Genomic DNA, 20720 nt, shown 5'->3' with positions numbered 1-20720 from the left:
TTTACATAATAAAAACCACGTAAAAACAATGGATTTATGGTGATGTTAAACAATAAACGACTCTCTCGCTGGTTAGCATTTTTTACGCTTGCCGCGACCTTCGCGTTAGCACTTCCGGCCCAGGCAAATACCTGGCCGCTGCCGCCACCGGGAAGCCGCGTGGTGGGTCAGAATGCCGTTCACGTTGTCGAAGACAATGGCGGTTCTCTGGAAGCGATTGCGAAAAAATACAATGTCGGCTTTCTGGCGCTGCTACAGGCCAACCCCGGCGTTGACCCTTACGTACCACGTCCGGGCAGCGTGCTGACTATTCCGTTACAAACCCTGCTGCCGGATGCGCCACGCGAAGGCATTGTTATCAACCTCGCCGAACTGCGTCTTTATTATTACCAGCCAGGGACAAATTCGGTGACCGTGTATCCTATTGGTATTGGCCAGTTAGGCGGTGACACGCTGACGCCCACAATGGTAACCACCATCTCTGATAAACGTGCCAACCCGACCTGGACGCCTACGGCAAATATCCGCGCGCGATACAAAGTGAACGGGATCGACCTTCCTGCCGTGGTGCCTGCCGGGCCGGATAACCCGATGGGCCATCATGCCATTCGCTTAGCGGCATACGGCGGTGTGTACCTGCTGCACGGAACTAATGCTGACTTTGGCATCGGAATGCGCGTCAGTTCCGGCTGTATTCGTCTACGCGACGGTGATATCGAAACTCTGTTCCGTCAGGTGAAGCCAGGAACCAAGGTCAATATTATCAATACGCCAATCAAAGCATCTGTTGAACCTAACGGCGTGCGCCTGGTTGAAGTACACCAGCCGTTGTCCGAAAAAATCAATGACGACCCGCAATTGCTGCCGATCGTGCTGAACGCATCCATGCAGACGTTTAAGAATGCGGCGCAAACGGACTCTGCCGTCATGGAACATGCGATGGAGATTCGCTCAGGCATGCCGGTCGATGTCACCCGTCATCACGACGTTGCTCAACAACCGCTGTAATCCAGCGCATAAAAAACCCCCGCTGGATTTTATTCCGCGGGGGTTTTTTATTTAACTCGCAGTGGCATTGCGATGGGTTAAATCTTATTTGTAGATAACTGCAGTCCCGTGGAGGGTGTTAGGACCGGTAACGGAAGTAATACGGAAAGACTTCGCCCCCATCTCATCCGCTTTCTGCGCCAGTTGATCTTCCAGAGAACCTAAGTTAGTCCCCGCATTCGCAGAAATAGTACCGACTTTCTGTTGGCCCGCAGGTGTGGCCTGAACTTCAACGGCAGCAAAGCTTGCAAATGAGAGTGAGCTAAGAACAGCAGCAACAAACAGAGTTTTTATGTTTTTCATGATAGTGACCTTTAGCAGATGAATGTGTGTCGCAAAGATTAACTTAACGATCGATAGGTAAATCATAGATGTGATCCAGGTCACACGTCAACATTTTTTTATAATGATCGTTATATAAAACACAAAGACCTTATTTTTCATATCATTAGCGTTAAATTATTTTTATCGCTAATCCGCTGGAGTGTGCAGTCGAATATTTTTATAATGGTTATTCAATAAACCCAACAAAGGTACATCGGCGCCATGACAACTGAAATGACAGGTTGTGCTAAAAAAAGCCGTGGCCGACCAAAAGTGTTCGACAGGGAAGCCGCGCTTGATAAGGCCATGACACTCTTCTGGCAGCACGGGTATGAAGCGACATCGCTCGCCGATCTCGTAGAAGCAACTGGCGCAAAAGCGCCCACGCTGTATGCGGAGTTCACCAATAAAGAGGGGTTGTTTCGTGCCGTACTGGACCGCTACATCACCCGCTTCGCAGCGAAGCATGAAGCCCAACTGTTTTGTGAAGAAAAAAGTCTTGAGTGCGCGCTGGAAGACTATTTCACCGCAATAGCGACCTGCTTTACCAGTAAAGACACCCCGGCGGGATGTTTCATGATTAACACTTCCGCGACACTGGCGGCCTCTTCCCGGGATATTTCGCACACGGTGAAATCCCGCCATGCAATGCAGGAACAGACGCTTACCCAGTTCCTTCACCAGCGCCAGCAACGAGGCGAAATTCCGGCCCATTGCGATGTACAAAAACTGGCCGAATACCTGAACTGTATTTTACAGGGTATGTCGATCAGCGCCCGTGAAGGCGCGACATTTGAAAAACTGATGCAGATCGCACACACGACTCTGCGACTGTGGCCTGAACTTATCAAAGTTTAACCCTTTCCCGCTATTTCCCCGCAGTACTGACACCACCGGGAGCTGATTAAGCCCCCGGTTAGATTCCCGCGGATTACCTCTACATTATTCAGTGTTTTCATCATCTTATCCGATCATTTTTTGTAAAATGTATTGATAACAACAATTATTATCAGCAATATTCGCATTTGTTTTAACGCCTGTTTCACAATGTAACCATCGGTTTCTCTACCGCCATAACAAAAACAGCTCGACTCTTTTTTAAAAGGAATACAAATGCATAAGCGTCTCTGGGTGCTCAATCCTCTCTTGTTGTCTTTAACTCTCCCAGCCATCGCGGCTGAGGAAGATAACCTCATCGTCAGTGCCAACCGTAGTCAACGCACCGTGGCAGAAATGGCGCAAACGACCTGGGTTATTGAAGGAAGCGAGATTGAACAGCAGATTCAGGGGGGGAAAGAGTTCAAAGATGTTCTTGCTCAGTTAATCCCAGGAATCGATGTCAGCAGCCAGGGGCGCACAAACTACGGCATGAATATGCGCGGTCGTGCCATCGTAGTACTGATAGACGGTGTCCGTCTGAACTCCTCGCGTACTGACAGTCGTCAACTGGATTCTATTGATCCGTTTAATATCGCACACATTGAAGTCATCTCAGGTGCAACCTCACTGTATGGCGGCGGCAGTACCGGTGGGTTAATCAACATTGTCACCAAAAAAGGCCAGCCGGAGCGTGAAGTAGAACTCGAACTGGGGAGTAAAAGCGGCTTCAATAACAGTAACGATCATGATGAACGCGTTGCCGCGGCGGTGAGCGGAGGAACCGCTCGCGCTTCCGGGCGCATGTCCGTCGCGTATCAACGGTTTGGCGGCTGGTATGACGGCAATCACGATGCCCTGCTGCTGGATAACACCCAAACCGGCCTGCAGCACTCCGATCGTCTGGACGTGATGGGCACCGGAACGATTGAGCTTGACGACAACCGTCAGTTACAACTGGTTACGCAGTATTATAAGAGCCAGGGGGACGATGATTACGGACTGGATCTTGGCGAGAACATGTCCGCCGTGACGGGAAACGGTAAGGCTTATACCAGCAGCGGACTGAATTCCGATCGTATTCCCGGCACTGAGCGTCATCTGATCAGCCTGCAGTATTCAGACGCGGATTTCTTCGGCCAGAACCTGGTCAGCCAAATCTATTACCGTGACGAATCGCTGAAATTCTACCCCTTCCCTACGCTAAGCAAAGGCAAGGTCACCAGTTTCTCCGCATCGCAGCAGGACACAGACCAGTTTGGTGCCAAAATCACCCTCAACAGCCAGCTGATGGACAACTGGGAGCTGACGTGGGGTGTCGATGCCGATCACGAAACCTTCGATTCCAATCAGAAATTCTTCGATCTGGCCTGGTCCCTGCCCTCCGGCGGTATGGACAACCGAACCGCTTATACCACCGGGCGTTACCCCGGTTACAGCATCACCAACTTCGCGCCTTTCCTGCAGAACAGCTATGACATTAACGACATTTTTACCCTCAGCGGCGGTGTGCGCTATCAATGGACCGAAAACAGGGTGGATGATTTCGTTGGCTATGCCCAACAACAGGGAATTGCCACCGGCCTGGCAAACTCCGCCGATACCATTCCTGGCGGTAAAACCGATTACGATAATTTCCTGTTTAACGCCGGTATCCTCGCCCACCTGACCGACCGTCAGCAGACATGGTTTAACTTCTCTCAGGGCGTGGAGCTTCCGGACCCGGGGAAATATTACGGTAACGGCACCTATTCCCTGGTTGGCGATCATTACCAGCTCCAGCGCAGCGTCAACGTGGCGGACTCACGCCTGGAGGGGATTAAAGTTAACTCCTACGAACTGGGATGGCGCTACACTGGCGACAGTCTGCGCACGCAGCTGGCCGCTTACTACTCCACTTCGGATAAATCGATCGTTATCAACCGCAGCGATATGACCATTAACGTCCAGCCCGACGATCGCCGCATTTATGGCCTTGAAGGTGCGGTGGATTATTTCATTGCGGATACGGACTGGAGTCTGGGCGGCAACTTCAACGTCATTAAATCGGAAGTGAAGCAAAACGGTAAGTGGCAGAAATGGGATGTCACCCTGGCTTCCCCGTCCAAAGCCACCGCGTGGGTCGGCTGGGCACCTGAACCGTGGACATTGCGCGTACAGAGCCAGCAAACATTTGATCTGACGGACGCCAGCGGCAATAAGCTGGACGGCTATAACACGATGGACTTTATCGGCAGCTATCAGCTCCCGTTGGGTAAACTGACCTTTAGCGTAGAAAACCTGCTGAATGAAGAGTACACCACGCTGTGGGGACAACGTGCGCCACTGCTGTACAGCCCAACCTACGGTAGCCCGTCACTGTATGAATACAAAGGCCGGGGCCGCACGTTTGGTCTGAACTACGCCTTAACCTTCTGATAAAAAAAGCCCCCCAGCCTGAGCGAATGGGGGGCTAATGTTCAGGATAATGCTATTTTACGCTTTGTTATTCAGTACCAACTGTCCGTTGTTATCCAACGGAATTTGCGCGCCGGGGTCCTTATCCATACGGATTTTCCCCTGCTGATCGCCAATTTTGTACGTCACGTCGTAGCCCAGCATTTTTTCAGATTTGTCATACACCGTTTTACAACGCTGCTGCGTGGTAGTGTAAGTATCATTTTCCTGCATCGAACCCTGGATCTGGTTACCTGCATAACCGCCGCCTAAAGCACCGGCCACGGTAGCAATATCTTTACCGCGTCCGCCGCCAAACTGATGGCCGATAACGCCACCAGCAACCGCACCCAGCACGGAACCCGCGATACGGTTTTCATCTTGTACCGGCTTACGGTGCGTGACCGTCACGTTCCGACACTCCTGGCGCGGTGTTTTTACCGACTCTTTAATCGGTGTTGCAGAGACAACTTGTGCATACTGTGGGCCACGCTCGAAAACGTTAAGACTGGCCACCGCTGCAACACCCAGCGCAGCAGCTACGCCAATCCCTATACCCGCCAACATAGATTTATTCACGGGACTTCCTCCTTTTTTGCTATTAGCAACAACTTTGCAACAGAAGGTAAGGAATGCCAATCAGATTACGGATGAAAATAGCACGGGGAGGAGCGAAGGCAGGATGATTCGGAGAACTCTGAAGGAAGGCGCCGGATAAGTACAAACATCCGACGCCATAAGCCGTATTAATGCAGTTTCAGACGCGGGCGGATCACCCGGTTAATGCTGCCAACCAGCATCATCAGACCGGTTTTAAAGTAACCGTGCAGAGCAATCTGGTGCATGCGGTACAGTGAGATGTACACAAAGCGCGCAATACGCCCTTCTACCATCATCGAACCACGGGTCAAGTTACCCATCAGGCTACCCACGGTAGAGAAGTTAGAAAGTGAAACCAGAGAGCCGTGGTCTTTGTACTGATACGCTTTCAGCAGCTTGCCGTTCATCTGCGCCAAAATGTTGTTCATTGCGCAGCTTGCCATCTGGTGCGCAGCCTGAGCGCGCGGCGGCACAAAACCACCTTCCGGGCGAGCGCAGGAAGCGCAGTCGCCAATCGCGTACACGTCGGGATCGCGCGTGGTCTGCAGAGTCGGCTCAACCACCAGTTGGTTGATACGGTTGGTTTCCAGACCGCCAATGTCTTTCATAAAGTCTGGCGCTTTGATCCCCGCAGCCCACACCATCAGATCGGCTTCAATGTACTCGCCATCCTTGGTATGCAGTCCGCCTTCATCAGCGCTGGTTACCATCGTCTGGGTCAGTACGCGTACGCCCAGTTTGGTTAACTCATTATGCGCAGCACTGGAAATACGTGGCGGCAACGCAGGCAGAATACGCTCACCGGCTTCTACCAGCGTAACGTTCAGCGCTTCGTTGGTCAGCCCTTTGTAACCATAGCTGTGCAGCTGTTTTACCGCATTGTGCAGCTCGGCTGAGAGTTCAACCCCCGTCGCACCGCCGCCGACAATGGCGATATTTACTTTGCCGTTAGCGCCCAGATTCGCGGAATACTTCAGGAACAGATTCAGCATCTCCTGGTGGAAACGACGCGCCTGATGCGGGTTATCCAGGAAAATGCAGTTTTCTTTGACGCCCGGCGTATTGAAATCGTTGGAGGTACTACCCAACGCCATCACCAGCGTGTCATACGGGACTTTGCGCTCAGGAACCAGCAGCTCGCCCTTCTCATCGCGCAGCTCGGCAAGAGTAATGGTTTTCGCTTCGCGATCGATATCCACCACCGAACCCAACTGAAACTGGAAACCGTGGTTACGGGCATGCGCCAGATAGCTCAGCGCATCCACGCCTTCGTCCAGGGACCCCGTCGCGACTTCATGCAGTAACGGTTTCCATAAATGGCTGTGGTTTCTGTCCACCAGCGTGATTTTGGCCTTTTTCTTGCGTCCCAGCTTTTTACCCAGCTGTGTCGCCATTTCCAGTCCGCCAGCACCGCCGCCGACAATCACGATTCTTTTTAATGGTGTAGTCAACGTGACCCCCTTAAATTTATTAACCAATTGTTAATTAAAAGTTATAGGCATAGCCTTTAATTAACAACAAGTTACGATAATGAAAATGTTCTTCGAGAGTGAGAATAACACGAACGGTGCATTGGTCATACCAAAATTGATGTGTATCAAGTTTTGATGCTGAAAAGATAGACAACACGAACTTTAAGAACAAAAAAACCAGCCCGAAGGCTGGTTTTTTACACGTTCATTGAGGATTAACCTAACGTCTTGAACGCTTTGATGCGCTGCAAATGCGGGGAGATATTCTTAAACTTGTGCGTCTGCTCTTCGTCCCAGACTATCTCGTAAAAATGATGCAGCTCTTCTGACGAACGCTGACTATTGAGCGCTTCATCATGACGTGACAGGATCACCAGGCAGCGATCGCGATTCTTTTCGCGGAAATTGGTCACGCATTTTGTCGCGATATCGGCATACTCTTCAGGCCTGTCGATTTTTCCTTCCATGTTCTCATACGGGAACAGGTTGGGATTAAACACTACCTGACGAATATCACACAGGAAACCAATCCGTTCAGCCCAATATCCCCCGAGCCCCACGCCACAAATCAGCGGACGGTCGTCCACATTAAGCTGCAGCATTTTGTCCACTTCTTTCAGTAGATGCTGCATGTCATGTTTAGGATGCCGCGTACTGTAGCTAATCAGCCTGACATCCGGGTCGATGAACTGCAGCTGCAACACCTTTTCGTGGTTGCCCGGGCTGTTAGAGTCAAAACCGTGTAAATAGATAATCATCGCATCCTCGCCAAACTTGCGTTAATGACCTGCTTTCTCTTCCTGCCAGCGCTCATGAAGCTGGTTGAGCTGGGCGCTTACCGTCTTCCAGTGTGCCGAGTCCATCAGTTCCTGACGTGAAAATGAACCTTTATGATACAAACGTGTAACACGTTCTGCATTGATCGGCGACAGATTATCTAACACACTGACCGCTCCTTTACGATTATTGCAGACCAGGATCATATCGCAACCCGCATCCAGCGATGCCTGACCACGCTCCGCATAGCTTCCCATAATCGCCGCCCCTTCCATCGACAAATCATCGGAGAAAATGACGCCATCGAAACCAAGCTCCTGACGCAGCACCGTTTTCAGCCAGTGTGGCGAACCGCTCGCCGGACGCGGGTCCACGTCACTGTAGATGACATGCGCAGGCATAATGGCATCGAGTTTGTTTTCCGTAATCAACGTCTGGAACACGGACATATCTTTTGCACGAATTTCGGCTTCTGAACGTGGATCGGTTGGGGTTTCTTTATGCGAATCCGCCGTCACTGCCCCATGCCCGGGGAAATGTTTACCGGTAGTTTTCATGCCAGCAGCATGCATACCGTCAATGAAGCGGGTCGCCATAGCCAGCGCTTTCCGCGGATCGGCATGGTAAGAGCGTTCGCCAATCGCCGCGCTGATATGCCCCACATCCAGCACCGGCGCAAAACTGATATCTATATCCATTGCGATCATTTCGCTGGCCATTAGCCATCCGGCGTCCTGAGCCAGATTGCCGCCGTCTTCCAGACCGTGCAGTACTGCAAAGGATTGGGCCGCGGGCAGACGCGTAAATCCTTCGCGAAAACGCTGTACCCTGCCGCCTTCCTGATCTACCGCCACCACCAGATGATTGCGTGATGCCGCGCGAATCTGGCGCACTAATTCACGCAACTGTTCCGGGTCATGATAATTTCGGGTAAAGAGGATCAACCCACCTACCAGCGGATGCGCCAGAATCTCACGCTCTTCAGCGTCCAGCTCATACCCTTCGACATCCAACATTACTGGGCCCACACTGCTCTCCTTATCCTTTCATTATTAGCTGCCGCCAGGTTTCATCGGCCAGCCTGATAAATTGTCGATCGCCAGTTTGTCGCCAGCGATACTCAAACCACCCCGCTTTCAGCATTATGACCCAGGGCCGCCATCGTCTGACCTGCCGCCACAGCGCGTTTTGTTCAATGTGCGCTCGTTGGGCGTAGGCGCGAACCAGCCGTTGGTGCTGAGATTCGTCGTTGACCCAAACCGCCGCCAGCTCCAGAGCGATATCACCGTCTCCGGCATATTCCCAGTCAATCAGCCGCAGCCCTGATGCTGTACGTACGATGTTGTCACCGTGGACATCCATATGCAGAGGTCCCAGACGCAAAGGTCGAGGCTCACCGCTTTTCCTGAGTCGCTTCAACGCTCGCAACCAGCATGGCGTGCGACGCGCCGGATCGCCAAACTGCCAGTACTGTTCGAGTAGCGGCAGCAGACTGATTCGCCAGCCCAATTGGGGTTGTTGGTGCAGATGATACAATAAGCCAGCGAGTTCGTCGGCGTCCGGTAATCTGGATTCAACCTTACCGTGAAAAAAGTCGACCGCCATCCACCCACGTATATAAAAGCGGGGGCGCGGCGCAAGGCTTTCAGGCAGATGCTTTAACGCGTGATAGTGGCGTAAGAAATGCGATTCCGGCGCGTCAGGGTCGTGATGACAGCGCAACACTAAGCGGTAGGTATCGTGTTCGATGATGCAGCTCCCGCCGCTCAGGCCGCTCTGGTTGGCTACGACGGGATAATACTGCGGGAAATAGCGCGACAACACCTCGTCGCGCGTCAGTCGGTTATTGTTGCTGTACGGCACCTTTACCTGACCAGATTATCTCGCCAGTTTGTACCAGCATTAATTGCATTTGCAGCGCCGGCGAATTGACGTTGCCGGAGGCGCTGGAATAGAGCACATACTGTGCGCCAACGTTACGGGCGATACCAATCGCTTTGCTGCGCGTTCCCAGACTGTCGTTCGGTGACAGACCTAACTGCTGTTTGGCGACAGCCAACTGCTGGGCGGAAACCAGGGTAAACTTGCCGTTATTCGCCAGCGCGTTCCTCAAGGTCTCGGTGGCTTCACCGGCGTTCAACGAGCCGTTGGTCCGGTTATTCACGCTATCAACCAGCAGAACGCCTCCCGCTTTGACGCCGTCAGCCTGCAGCATTTTACCGACCATCGGTTGCATAGCTCCGTTCCAGTCATAGTGACGTTGACGTGGCGTCGGCTGCGCCGTTTGGTCCTCGTGCTCAATCGGACCCGGCTGCTGCGGTATGCTTGGCACCGTTGGTACAACCGGCACCGGCTGTTGCGGCTGCGCGGGCTGTTCCGGCACCGGCTTCACTTCCTCTACTGGTGCGGGCTCACGTTGCGCCACACAGCCAGAGAGAAACATCGCCAGCGCGGCAATCAGTGCGTAGCGATTCATTTTGATCATCAAGATTCACCCCTTACAAATAAAGATAAAGTCTAACCTTGTGCGCCCCCAAAAAATTGGCGCTGCCGTACAGCGTCACCGACGAATGAGCCGGGATAGTCACGCTGCGTGGCGCTTCCAGAGGATGCATTTCCAGTCCTCTGGCGTCATACCAGTAAAACCGATAATGAACGGTAACGGGTTCTTGTCTTTCGTTATAAAGTCGCGAGGATGCTGAGGCCTGAATATCAGACGTGGTTAACGTCGGCTGTTCTGCTGTAATGCCCGACGCCAGAATCGTTGATTCCATCACCAGCGACTGTTCATCACTTACCGGAATTTCAGGATGTGCCCGACAGCCAGCCAGTAGCAGCAAGCTCAGTGAAAGTGCAATGCATCCTCTGGTCATGCTTACAGACCTTTATGCGCAAGCATTGGACCAAGCGCCCGCCCGCCCAGCAGGTGCATATGAATGTGATACACCTCCTGACCGCCGTGACGATTGGTATTCATAATTAAACGATACCCATCCGCAGCAATGCCTTCCTGCTCGGCGATTTTCGCCGCTACGGTGATCATGCGACCCAGCGCCTGCTCGTGTTCCGCCGTCACATCGTTGACGGTCGGGATCAGGACGTTAGGAATGATCAGAATGTGCGTAGGTGCCTGAGGGGAAATATCACGAAACGCAGTGACCAGTTCATCCTGGTACACGATATCTGACGGAATTTCACGACGGATAATTTTGCTGAATATAGTTTCTTCTGCCACGACGTTTTCCTTTTTCATTAACAGCCCAAGCGTTATGCCATGCTACGCCGGGTCACTCTGCGAGTATAGAGTATGAGCGAGTTACTCACGCTCTTTCAACTTTAACCCTCGATTTTTTAAGCAAAAAGCCCTGCCACTGCTGTTCTTATAACCATTTCCCGTCGCTATTACTTAAGCATAGTACTGAAACAACATTTCATTTATGCCGTAGCATCTGTTTACACATTGAATGTGAATGCGTATATTTCGCATTTGCATTCATATGCAAACTTAATAATTTACAACCAAAGGGTTCATCACAACCTCAGTGATTCGAACTTAATATTAATAATTATCAAGGATTTTTCGATGTCTTTCACAACACACAACGGGGATGACCAACGCCAACCGGGGCTTGCCCCTTCTGTACTGGCAGCCTGCATCACGTTAGCACTATTGCCTTCCACCAGCCTCGCAGCCCCTGCTGAAGAGACAGTTATCGTTGAGGGCTCTGCTCCAGCCACATCCAGTGAGGAGCAAGATTACAGCGTTAAATCAACGACTGCTGGCACCAAAATGCAGATGACGCAGCGCGATATTCCGCAATCAGTCATTATTATCAGTCAGCAGCGCATGGAAGATCAGCAACTGCAAACGCTGGGCGATGTCATGGACAACACGTTGGGGATAAGCAGAAGTCAGGCGGATTCAGATCGCAGTAGCTATTACTCTCGCGGATTTCAGATTGATAACTACATGGTCGATGGGATTCCGACCTATTTTGAATCCCGCTGGAATCTCGGTGATGCCCTTTCCGACACGGCCCTTTTTGAGCGTGTCGAAGTGGTCCGTGGCGCAAACGGGCTAATGACCGGGACGGGTAACCCCTCAGCGTCGATTAATATGATCCGTAAGCATGCCTCCAGCCGCGAGTTCACCGGTAATGTTTCTGCGGAATATGGCAGTTGGAATAAACAACGATATGTGACCGATCTGCAAAGCCCGCTCACGGCAGACGGCAACGTGCGCGGGCGCATCGTGGCGGGCTACCAGAATAACGACGCCTGGCTTGATCGCTACAATAGCGAAAAAATGTTCTTCTCCGGGATTGTCGATGCCGATCTGGGCGGCACCACCAGCCTGTCTGTGGGTTATGAATACCAGCGCATTGATATCAACAGCCCAACATGGGGTGGATTGCCGCGCTGGAATACCGACGGCAGCAAAAACAGCTATGACCGCTCGCGCAGCACTGCGCCGGACTGGGCGTACAACGATAAAGACTTCAACAAAGTGTTTGTCACCAGCAAGCAACGTTTTGCCGATACCTGGCAGGCGACCATGAATGCCACCCACTCCGAGGTCAAGTTTGACAGTAAAATGATGTACGTCGATGCCTATGTCAATAAAGCCGATGGTACGCTGATTGGCCCGTATAGCAGCTATGGTCCGGGCTATGACTACGTCGGAGGTACCGGCTGGAACAGCGGCAAGCGTAAGGTGGATGCCGTCGATCTGTTCGCCGACGGCGGTTACGACCTGTTTGGTCGTCAGCATAATCTGATGCTGGGCGGCAGCTACAGTAAACAAAATAACCGTTACGAAAGCGCGTGGGCGAACGTATTCCCCAACGAAATCGGCAGCTTCTATACCTTCGATGGTAACTTCCCGGAAACCAACTGGAACCCGCAGTCATTGGCCCAGGACGATACCACGCACATGAAATCGCTCTACGCCGCAACACGTATTTCGCTGGCCGACCCACTGCATTTGATTGTCGGCGCGCGTTATACCAACTGGCGTATCGACACCCTCTCCTACAGCATGGAACAAAACCACACCACGCCGTATGCGGGTCTGGTGTATGACATTGACGATAACTGGTCTACGTACGCCAGCTATACCTCAATCTTTCAGCCGCAGAACAAGCGCGACAGTTCCGGTAAATACCTTTCCCCAATTACCGGCAATAACTATGAACTTGGCCTGAAGTCCGACTGGATGAACAGCCGTTTAACCACCACCCTCGCGGTGTTCCGCATTGAACAGGATAACGTGGGCCAATCAACCGGCGTACCAATTGCCGGTAGCAATGGCGACACGGCCTATAGAGCTATGGATGGAACGGTCAGCAAAGGGGTCGAATTCGAAGTTAACGGTGCGATCACCGATAACTGGCAGATGACGTTCGGCGCGACACGCTATGTTGCTGAAGACAACGAAGGCAATGCGGTAAACCCGAACCTACCGCGTACCACAGTAAAACTGTTTACCCGTTATCGCCTGCCAGCCATGCCGGAACTGACCGTGGGCGGTGGGGTTAACTGGCAGAATCGTGTATATAGCGATACGGTCACGCCGTTTGGCACATTCCGTGCGGAACAGGGAAGCTACGCCCTGGTCGATTTATTCACCCGCTATCAGGTGACGAAAAACGTCTCTGTGCAGGGTAACCTCAATAACCTGTTCGATAAAACCTACGACACCAATGTCGACGGATCTATCGTCTATGGCGAGCCGCGCAACGTCAGCGTCACCGCCAGCTATCAGTTCTGATTCGAAACACATCACGCTCCACCTGCTCGTCAGGTGGATGCACTGGACTGAGAAAACAAAAAGCCCGCTTAAGTTTCCTTAAGCGGGCTTCTTAAATATGGCTCCTCTGACTGGACTCGAACCAGTGACATACGGATTAACAGTCCGCCGTTCTACCGACTGAACTACAGAGGAATCGTTGTGGAGGCTTATCTTAGCGGCGAAAAAATTTTTGTCAAACCCCATTTCCCCGAATAAGTTTCAATTGATGTTTCTCTCGACAGTTTGTTGCATTTCCAGACATTTTAAATGGAAAAAACTTTGCAGCTTTTTGGATTCTCCCTCATCATTTGAAATGAGGTTTCAACTTTCTTCTTTAAGGTCCACTTTGAACGTCTCCGCTGCCTTACGCCAGGTCGCTTCCCGCACGCCCTGGTATGCTAAACGCAAGAGTTATAAGGTTCTCTTTTGGCGCGAAATCACTCCGCTTGCGGTCCCCATTTTTCTGGAAAACACCTGTGTACTGTTGATGGGCGTACTGAGTACCTTCCTTGTTAGCTGGTTGGGAAAAGAAGCAATGGCTGGCGTTGGTCTCGCCGACAGTTTCAATATGGTCATCATGGCGTTTTTTGCCGCCATCGATCTGGGAACCACGGTGGTGGTAGCATTTAGCCTGGGAAAACGAGATCGTCGACGGGCAAGGGCAGCAGCCAGACAATCGCTGGTGATCATGACGATTTTTGCTACCGTGCTGGCAGCGGTCATTCACTATTTTGGTGAACAGATTATTGACGTTGTCGCCGGTGAAGCAACCCCCGATGTTAAGGCCTTGGCACTCACCTATCTGGAACTAACGGTGCTCAGCTACCCGGCGGCAGCCATTGCTTTGATCGGTAGCGGCGCACTTCGCGGAGCCGGAAATACCAAAATTCCGCTGTTGATTAATGGCGGTATGAATATCCTAAATATCATCATCAGCAGCATCCTGATCTACGGGGTCTTTTCCTGGCAAGGGCTGGGATTTGTGGGGGCAGGACTCGGGCTGACCATTTCACGCTACATCGGTGCGTTCGCCATTATCTGGGTGCTGATGATTGGTTTTAATCCGGCGCTGCGAATTCCCTTCAAAAGCTATTTTAAGCCGCTCAATCTCGCCATTATCTGGGAAGTTATGGGGATCGGTATTCCGGCAAGTATTGAGTCAGTGCTATTTAATGGCGGTAAACTGTTAACGCAAATGTTTGTCTCCGGCATGGGAACCAGCGTAATTGCCGGAAACTTCATTGCCTTTTCTATCGCCGCGCTCATCAACCTGCCGGGGAATGCTTTAGGCTCCGCGTCGACAATCATTACCGGCAGGCGTCTGGGAAATGGTCAGATTGCCCAAGCGGAAATCCAGTTACGCCATATATTCTGGCTATCAACAATCGGCTTAACCGCCATCGCCTGGCTAACCGCCCCCTTTGCCGGCGTTATGGCCTCATTTTATACCCACGATCAGGATGTAAAAGAGGTCATAGTCATCCTAATTTGGCTCAACGCAGCGTTTATGCCGATATGGGCGGCATCCTGGGTGCTACCATCAGGGTTTAAGGGCGCACGTGATGTGCGTTTTGCGATGTGGGTATCGATGTTGGGCATGTGGGGCTGTCGCGTTGTGGCGGGTTACACCTTGGGAATCGTATTAGGATGGGGTGTAGTCGGCGTTTGGTTAGGGATGTTCTTCGACTGGGCCGTGCGCGCCGCGTTATTTTACTGGCGTATGGTTACAGGCCGCTGGTTATGGAAATACCCTCGTCCCGAGCGTGAAAAGTGCATAAAACAACCGGTTGCGTCTGAATAAGCGGCGAAATGGGGAATATTTCAGCAAACGATCGCATTTATCTATTCAGGCTTTGACAACGCTGAGTGGCATCGCTAATATTCGCCTCGTTCACACGATTCCTCTGTAGTTCAGTCGGTAGAACGGCGGACTGTTAATCCGTATGTCACTGGTTCGAGTCCAGTCAGAGGAGCCATATTTAAGAAGCCTGCTTAGGAAACTAAGCAGGCTTTTTGCTTTTCTACGTTTGTTAATCACACCGAAAGCCTCAGCTTAGAATGGCTTCCAGTCGGGCCAGCACTTCATTTACGACAGCTTCGGGTATACGTTCCAGACACTTACCGTTCCGGGCCCCCATATCAATCGTTCTGGGTTGGTCGCAGCGAATAACGCCCGTTGTTTTTGTTCCCACACCGTCCAGGGAGACGGTAAAACCGGCTGCGCGGGCAAAGTTTCCGCCGCTGGTGACGGGAACGACAACGGGTAGCCGGGTGAACTTATTAAATGATGCAGGAGAAACGATAAGCACCGGACGTTTTCCGCTTTGTTCATGTCCGGCTGTAGGATCCAGTGAGACGAGCCAGATTTCTCCTCTGTCCATTTACAGGATCTCCTTGCCCACTGCAGGCGCATCAATCCATTCCCTATCCTCATCACTCATTTCAGCGTGCGGATCGCACTGCGCCAGCAGTTCCTCAAGCGAATAACGAGGTCGTTTCTGGGGTTCAATAATCAGGCAGCCATTATCAATGGTCATACCCACTTCGCTGTCAGTCGACAGCGCCAGCGTTTTCAGCACGGCGGGAGGAACCGCCAGCATGATGGATCCGCCGACCTTTTTCAGGCGAGTGGTATACATAGAACACCTCCGAATATTATATTTTAATATAACATCAATGGTGGATGGTGCGCAATTTTTAGTCAGATTCATTCTTATTTCCTTAGCGTGGATAAGCGTGAAGGAGGCCTTAATCCGTCCTAAGACAGGTCCGGCAGTTTTCAAAGGCTGCATTATCGGTAAAACGGCAACCATCCCTGATACATCAGGCGCTTCTTTCAGGTCATGAAGCATTTTATGCAAGTGGGAGCTTAGTTCGTGGTAAGAAGACCGATAATAGAAAACTATGTTTGCGGTTCAAAGGATTATGGCGGATCAGATAAACGAAATGCGGCGCAGCTTCCGGCACGGACCTTCTCCGGAGAAGTATCAGCGATAGTGCAAAGGTCAAATTAGTTCAGATGTGACACCCGGCAATTAGGCAAGAGAAAAAGAATGAACACGCGTTTACAGAGAACATATGACCTAAAGTAACAATATGACATCAAGACTAATCATAACTTTACAAAATATATCATGCTCATTGATTTATAAAGAAAAATTAACCACAACTATTGCAATGTCATCCGAGCGGCGTAACATAAATTGTTGAAATATTAGTCGTCGAAAAGTCGAGATAGATGAGGTGATATGTGAATTCCCCTTTACTGCGTTCCTATAATGCCGTTATCGAACATACGTTATCCCAAGCAAAAAAATCCAGAACAACGAAACACATTGCCGGTTTTTGTCAGTTACAGGGGCCCACGGGCAGTGGAAAAACTAGCGCTCTCTACCGTTCTGGCTTCGCCGATAACGTCCCTCCGGCGTTGGAAACAATAAAAAAGTCAGGCTCTCAGGCCATTCTGGTTACCCATCGCTGGAATATACTCCACGACATTTACGAAAAAACAGGTTCGCATGAAGACAGCAATGGAAAACCATTTAACGTTAGTGTGCTTTATGCGCAGGATGAACAAATTGTTTCTGCAATCGAGGTTACGCCACTACCTCATGAGAAAGATATTTCCGCAGATTCACTCCCGGATCCCTTTAATTCCATCAACGAACTTGAGGGAAAAAACTTATTTGTCGACCCAGATATTGCAGACAAACTGCGTAAGAATTGCAGGAATATCCTATATATCAATAAATTATTGAAAGGATACCCGGCACATTTACGTGCAGCTATCGCCAGTGAAAAAGAGGCGTTAATAAGATCATGTGCGGCAGTTGAGATATCGTTAATTCAAAATATCAAATTGCTGGAAAAAGAAGCCAGGAAGCAAAAAGAAAAATATGGTGAAGAACATGAACTCTTGCAGGCCGCCAAGCAACGAGTTGATGACTTCCGTCGTCATGCCTGGGTCAGACGCATTCTGCCCGCCATCGCCTGGCGCGACGAAAAACAACACCTGCTGATTATGACAACCCAAAAACTCGTTTCATCATTTTACGATGGGCGGCGCAAAGTACGAATGTCCAGCAAAGAGCTGCGCAATTATGTCATTTTTATTGATGAATTTGATTATCAGGCTGAGGTACTACAGGAATATCTGGCGCAAGCCCAATGGGTTCAGGAACCACCTGAATGCTTGGGGCAGTTACTCGAGGGGGGACGCAGATTACTGCAACGAATGCAGTATGTTGAAACAGCACCTGCACCGATGATCCGTGAACGTCTTGGGACATTTCTTAACGAACTGGATGAGGCCTTAAAAGGAAAAAAAATTGATTTAACTCATGCCAGATCGCTAGTAATTCCTCTGCAAAGATATCTGGATAATAAACCCTTCGGTGAACATTATTTATTTCGCTCCGATCAACTGGTAAGCAGTGAGCGCCTTATCATGCGACAAGCTGAACATGGCTACGAAATTATCAGACCAGATTCCTCATTTCAGGATAACGATCAGGCTATCGATATCAGTGATTTTTTGCGCCTGATGGAAAAGTTTATTCGAAAGTTCAGTCTGATGTTAACGGACCTGACAGCCAGCGAAGATGAAACGTATGAATACATCAAAAAGTTAACCCGACTTCTGTTCGACCCGGTTAATGACTACAGACCGTCATATTATGGTTCAACCCTGCCAAATATGTCTCGGTTTTTGTTGCCACGTACCGATCTGCCTGAACTGCGGGAACTAAGAAAAAGTAATATTTTGCCCAATACACATGCCAGTATTTTTGGGTTAACTAACTGGTTACTGAAACAAAATGTTGTGGATACCGATATCGATCCATTACGAATACAGATCAAGCGTGCGTTCTTGCCAACAACAGCAGAAGGTTTACTACTGTCACTAGCCAGCCGTAATTTCGTTTTTGCACTGTCGGCCACATCATATATTGAAAGAGCCTGCAACCACTTTGATGTCCGGTGGATAAACTCAGCCTTACGCTATATTGCAGAAGCACGTAACCCTACAGTTACGGAAAGCTTTCTCGGAACTACTTTTGAAAACCGACCTGATTCCTGGTTTAAAGAACCGATGCCCTACGTTCAGACCGATGATGACCTTCAGTTACAAAATACCGCGATTGAAGAAATCAATAGCAGCAAGGAAAGCATCAGAAAGACACAACTGAATACTGAGATTCATGATTTTAATAGAACAAAGAACAGCCCGCATTCAGCCGATCTTCTCGCTTCTCTGCCCCCCGATTTTTTCCAGAATGATGATGAACCTTCAACAGATTTCGAATCAGAGTATCGCCAGAATATTCTACTTAAACTGCTTGATGTGCTGGATCTAGCAGGAAAAAGGCCTCAGCACCGAGGGCATCTGGCTTTTGTTAATTCCATATCTTATTTAAGAAAATGGCTAACCGCTGCAATAGCGACACAAAGCAGAGATTGCCTCACATGGTTAAAGCTGGATCCGCCTTTATCCGACAATCTTCTGCTAAAGAATTTTACTGATGTATTTATCCCGTTGACTATACATAACGAGCCCGCACTAATCTGTCTGTTAACCGCAGAATGTCAGAAAAAAAAGGGCTTCAGTGATGCCTATCAGGCTGTATTTGCTTCCCGACGTATTGTTATTGTGCTGACACAAACTGCCTCTGCTACCAACGGTATAAATCTAGATTTCAGCCTGCCTGAATCCGGCAAAAATATGGATTTGACCTGTTTATATTTACTGGAATCACGGCATTTTTACTTTTCCGCTTTCCAGACCAGTGCAGATAGCAATGATGATATGGCACATGCAGGCTTCCAGTTACGCAATCTGGAAAAACTACTACGAGCAGGGGAAATTTCACGTAAACAGCATCAGCGCTTCATCCTGCCACTGATGTTGAACAGGAAGAACGAAATCTCCCGGTTAAACGGAGAGTATAAGAGAACCAGCGATTATATAAAAAATACGGCAGCCAATGTTCAACAGCAGGTTGGTCGTATTGAGAGAGCCTGGTGCGAAGTACCCAACGCTGAGATTCACCTTGATGCTGAATGATCTTGACCCTCCATCTCCGAACAGCTTTTGTATCTTAAGTTAACGATGTCCGCTGCCGCCGGTATTCCCTCGGGGAGTGATATCCCAGCGCGCTGTGCGGGTGGTTTTCATTGTAATGCGTGAACGCTACTGCAAGGTTTCGCAGTGCTGTTCTCACATCCGGTTTTGGCATGAACGCGATATAGTCTTCTTTCATCGTTTTCACGAACCGTTCGGCCATGCCATTACTCTGCGGGCTGCTCACCGCTGTTGTGCAGGGCTCCAGATTCAGCTCTCTCGCGAACCTCCGCGTTTCATACGCGGTATACGCTGAACCGTTATCCGTCAGCCACTGCACCGCTGTGTCGGGCAACCTGTCGCCGAAGCGCTTTTCCACCGACCTCAGCATCACATCCTGCACGGTCGAACTGTCATAGCCTCCCGTGCTTGCTGCCCAGTCTATGGCCTCACGGTCGCAGCAGTCCAGCGCGAACGTTACCCGCAGTTTTTCGCCGTTGTCGCAGCCGAACTCGAAGCCATCTGAACACCAGCGCATATCGCTTTCTGCCACCGCTATCTTGCCCTTATGTTCACGCTTCGGTCGCTCTGGTTTGTGATGCAACAACAACAGGTTATGCTCACGCATTATCCTGTAAAGCCGTTTGGCATTCACAGGTAGCTGTCCCTCTGTGCGACGTTGCTTGCGCAGGATGCCCCACACGCGTCGATAACCATAACTCGGCATATCGCTGATAATGTTGAGGATAGCCGACAGTATTTCTGCGTCTGCTTCTTCATTACGCCGGTTACAGCGCCTGTCCTGCCAGTCGGCAGAACGGTTAATCCGCAGTGACAGTTGCGCACGCGACACGCCCATGGTCCGGCAGACCATGGCTATTCCCCGTCCTTTGGCAACAAGGGCGCGTGCGCTATCCATTTTCGCGACTGACCGTACTCCACGGCTTCTTTCAGGATCTCAACTTCCATCGTCTTCTTGCCCAGAAGGCGCTGAAGCTCCCGGACCTGCTTCAGAGCAGCAGTAAGCTCAGAAGCAGGAACGACTTCCTCTCCAGCCGCAACGGCGGTGAGGCTGCCTTCCTGATATTGCTTCTTCCACTTAAACAGCAGGCTGGGCTGGATACCATGCAGGCGGGCGACATGGGAGACATTCATACCCGGCTCCATCGTCTGCTGGATAATGGCGATCTTCTCCTGAGGAGTTTTACGTTTACGGACTTCTTGCCCTAACAGGATCCCGGTCATCTCAAAATTGGCGTTAGTGTTAGACATATATTCAAGCCTATCTCTTATCTGGAGATACAGCTACTGTCCGGTGTTTCAGGGGGCTACATCA

The 20720-nt window shown here is 50.5% G+C and carries 18 protein-coding genes and 2 tRNA genes; 7 read left to right on the top strand and 13 right to left on the bottom strand.

Annotation, left to right across the window (positions count from 1 at the left end; genetic code table 11):
* Positions 1–42 precede the first annotated feature (42 nt).
* Complete coding sequence (gene ldtC, locus OGV38_RS12460) at positions 43–1008, top strand: L,D-transpeptidase LdtC (protein ID WP_286473372.1); 966 nt, start codon at positions 43–45, stop codon at positions 1006–1008.
* An 84-nt stretch (positions 1009–1092) separates the two neighbouring features.
* On the opposite strand, the gene bhsA is transcribed toward ldtC, so the two are convergent.
* Positions 1093–1350: a multiple stress resistance protein BhsA gene (gene bhsA, locus OGV38_RS12455; RefSeq protein WP_269517417.1), complete on the bottom strand. Its 258-nt coding sequence runs from the start codon at positions 1348–1350 to the stop codon at positions 1093–1095.
* Positions 1351–1593: 243 nt separating this feature from the next.
* Here bhsA and comR point away from each other — a divergent pair, with 243 nt between their 5' ends.
* Positions 1594–2229, top strand: a complete 636-nt coding sequence (comR, locus tag OGV38_RS12450) for a TetR family copper-responsive transcriptional repressor ComR (RefSeq protein ID WP_286473368.1) — start codon at positions 1594–1596, stop codon at positions 2227–2229.
* A 255-nt stretch (positions 2230–2484) separates the two neighbouring features.
* Entirely contained in the window at positions 2485–4665 is a 2181-nt protein-coding gene (locus OGV38_RS12445) for a TonB-dependent siderophore receptor (protein WP_137366897.1), read from the top strand.
* 57 nt (positions 4666–4722) lie between these two features.
* Here the strand turns inward: OGV38_RS12445 and OGV38_RS12440 are convergent, their stop codons facing one another.
* The 8 genes from OGV38_RS12440 to hinT all read right to left on the bottom strand — a co-directional run bounded on the left by OGV38_RS12440 (position 4723) and on the right by hinT (position 10767).
* On the bottom strand, positions 4723–5262 hold the full coding sequence (locus OGV38_RS12440; RefSeq protein ID WP_003030814.1) for a glycine zipper 2TM domain-containing protein: 540 nt from the start codon (positions 5260–5262) through the stop codon (positions 4723–4725).
* A gap of 167 nt (positions 5263–5429) precedes the next feature.
* On the bottom strand, positions 5430–6734 hold the full coding sequence (gene ndh / locus OGV38_RS12435) for an NADH-quinone dehydrogenase (RefSeq protein WP_269517418.1): 1305 nt from the start codon (positions 6732–6734) through the stop codon (positions 5430–5432).
* Positions 6735–6970: 236 nt separating this feature from the next.
* Positions 6971–7513, bottom strand: coding sequence for an alpha/beta hydrolase YcfP (gene ycfP, locus OGV38_RS12430; RefSeq protein ID WP_003030817.1), 543 nt, complete (start codon positions 7511–7513; stop codon positions 6971–6973).
* Between the two features lie 21 nt (positions 7514–7534).
* Positions 7535–8560: a beta-N-acetylhexosaminidase gene (nagZ, locus tag OGV38_RS12425; protein ID WP_286473364.1), complete on the bottom strand. Its 1026-nt coding sequence runs from the start codon at positions 8558–8560 to the stop codon at positions 7535–7537.
* 10 nt (positions 8561–8570) lie between these two features.
* The gene (gene thiK, locus OGV38_RS12420; protein WP_200100765.1) at positions 8571–9395 is read right to left on the bottom strand and encodes a thiamine kinase; all 825 of its coding nucleotides are present in this window, start codon (positions 9393–9395) and stop codon (positions 8571–8573) included.
* On the bottom strand, positions 9376–10017 hold the full coding sequence (gene lpoB / locus OGV38_RS12415; RefSeq protein ID WP_016152673.1) for a penicillin-binding protein activator LpoB: 642 nt from the start codon (positions 10015–10017) through the stop codon (positions 9376–9378). Before lpoB ends, thiK begins: the two co-directional genes overlap by 20 nt.
* Before the next feature lie 13 nt (positions 10018–10030).
* On the bottom strand, positions 10031–10405 hold the full coding sequence (locus tag OGV38_RS12410) for a YcfL family putative periplasmic lipoprotein (protein WP_019076489.1): 375 nt from the start codon (positions 10403–10405) through the stop codon (positions 10031–10033).
* Positions 10406–10407: 2 nt separating this feature from the next.
* On the bottom strand, positions 10408–10767 hold the full coding sequence (gene hinT / locus OGV38_RS12405) for a purine nucleoside phosphoramidase (protein WP_016156204.1): 360 nt from the start codon (positions 10765–10767) through the stop codon (positions 10408–10410).
* A gap of 348 nt (positions 10768–11115) precedes the next feature.
* Between hinT and fhuE the strand changes: the two genes are divergently transcribed.
* Positions 11116–13302, top strand: coding sequence for a ferric-rhodotorulic acid/ferric-coprogen receptor FhuE (fhuE, locus tag OGV38_RS12400; protein WP_286473360.1), 2187 nt, complete (start codon positions 11116–11118; stop codon positions 13300–13302).
* Positions 13303–13400: 98 nt separating this feature from the next.
* On the opposite strand, the gene OGV38_RS12395 is transcribed toward fhuE, so the two are convergent.
* Positions 13401–13476: transfer RNA gene (locus OGV38_RS12395), tRNA-Asn, on the bottom strand.
* Between the two features lie 160 nt (positions 13477–13636).
* Between OGV38_RS12395 and OGV38_RS12390 the strand changes: the two genes are divergently transcribed.
* Both OGV38_RS12390 and OGV38_RS12385 read left to right on the top strand, forming a co-directional pair.
* A complete protein-coding gene (locus tag OGV38_RS12390; RefSeq protein ID WP_049040618.1) occupies positions 13637–15124 on the top strand; it encodes an EmmdR/YeeO family multidrug/toxin efflux MATE transporter in 1488 nt (495 codons plus the stop codon).
* Between the two features lie 99 nt (positions 15125–15223).
* Positions 15224–15299, top strand: a tRNA-Asn gene (locus OGV38_RS12385).
* Between the two features lie 72 nt (positions 15300–15371).
* Here the strand turns inward: OGV38_RS12385 and OGV38_RS12380 are convergent.
* Positions 15372–15704: a type II toxin-antitoxin system PemK/MazF family toxin gene (locus tag OGV38_RS12380; RefSeq protein WP_049041157.1), complete on the bottom strand. Its 333-nt coding sequence runs from the start codon at positions 15702–15704 to the stop codon at positions 15372–15374.
* Positions 15705–15962 (bottom strand): AbrB/MazE/SpoVT family DNA-binding domain-containing protein, encoded by a 258-nt coding sequence (locus tag OGV38_RS12375; protein ID WP_049041154.1) that lies wholly within the window; start codon positions 15960–15962, stop codon positions 15705–15707.
* 611 nt (positions 15963–16573) lie between these two features.
* On the opposite strand from OGV38_RS12375, the gene OGV38_RS12370 reads away from it, so the two are divergent.
* Positions 16574–19387, top strand: a complete 2814-nt coding sequence (locus OGV38_RS12370) for a hypothetical protein (protein WP_286473356.1) — start codon at positions 16574–16576, stop codon at positions 19385–19387.
* A 34-nt stretch (positions 19388–19421) separates the two neighbouring features.
* On the opposite strand, the gene OGV38_RS12365 is transcribed toward OGV38_RS12370, so the two are convergent.
* A protein-coding gene (locus OGV38_RS12365) for an IS3 family transposase (RefSeq protein ID WP_117086587.1) occupies positions 19422–20629 on the bottom strand; the annotation gives its coding sequence in 2 pieces (ribosomal slippage) (positions 19422–20308 and positions 20308–20629; 1209 coding nt in all).
* Between the last annotated feature and the right edge of the window lie 91 nt (positions 20630–20720).

Origin of the sequence: Citrobacter sp. Cb080 (assembly GCF_030334745.1) — a bacterium.
GTDB lineage: Bacteria > Pseudomonadota > Gammaproteobacteria > Enterobacterales > Enterobacteriaceae > Citrobacter > Citrobacter braakii.
This window is presented reverse-complemented; position numbering and strand designations above follow the sequence as displayed.

What these genes read in the sequence shown, in the direction of transcription:
- ldtC (WP_286473372.1), top strand. Translation starts at nt 43, where the DNA reads ATGTTAAACAATAAACGACTCTCTCGCTGGTTAGCATTTTTTACGCTT.
- bhsA (WP_269517417.1), bottom strand. Translation starts at nt 1,350, where the DNA reads ATGAAAAACATAAAAACTCTGTTTGTTGCTGCTGTTCTTAGCTCACTC.
- comR (WP_286473368.1), top strand. Translation starts at nt 1,594, where the DNA reads ATGACAACTGAAATGACAGGTTGTGCTAAAAAAAGCCGTGGCCGACCA.
- OGV38_RS12445 (WP_137366897.1), top strand. Translation starts at nt 2,485, where the DNA reads ATGCATAAGCGTCTCTGGGTGCTCAATCCTCTCTTGTTGTCTTTAACT.
- ycfP (WP_003030817.1), bottom strand. Translation starts at nt 7,513, where the DNA reads ATGATTATCTATTTACACGGTTTTGACTCTAACAGCCCGGGCAACCAC.
- lpoB (WP_016152673.1), bottom strand. Translation starts at nt 10,017, where the DNA reads ATGATCAAAATGAATCGCTACGCACTGATTGCCGCGCTGGCGATGTTT.
- OGV38_RS12410 (WP_019076489.1), bottom strand. Translation starts at nt 10,405, where the DNA reads ATGACCAGAGGATGCATTGCACTTTCACTGAGCTTGCTGCTACTGGCT.
- fhuE (WP_286473360.1), top strand. Translation starts at nt 11,116, where the DNA reads ATGTCTTTCACAACACACAACGGGGATGACCAACGCCAACCGGGGCTT.
- OGV38_RS12390 (WP_049040618.1), top strand. Translation starts at nt 13,637, where the DNA reads ATGAGGTTTCAACTTTCTTCTTTAAGGTCCACTTTGAACGTCTCCGCT.
- OGV38_RS12380 (WP_049041157.1), bottom strand. Translation starts at nt 15,704, where the DNA reads ATGGACAGAGGAGAAATCTGGCTCGTCTCACTGGATCCTACAGCCGGA.
- OGV38_RS12375 (WP_049041154.1), bottom strand. Translation starts at nt 15,962, where the DNA reads ATGTATACCACTCGCCTGAAAAAGGTCGGCGGATCCATCATGCTGGCG.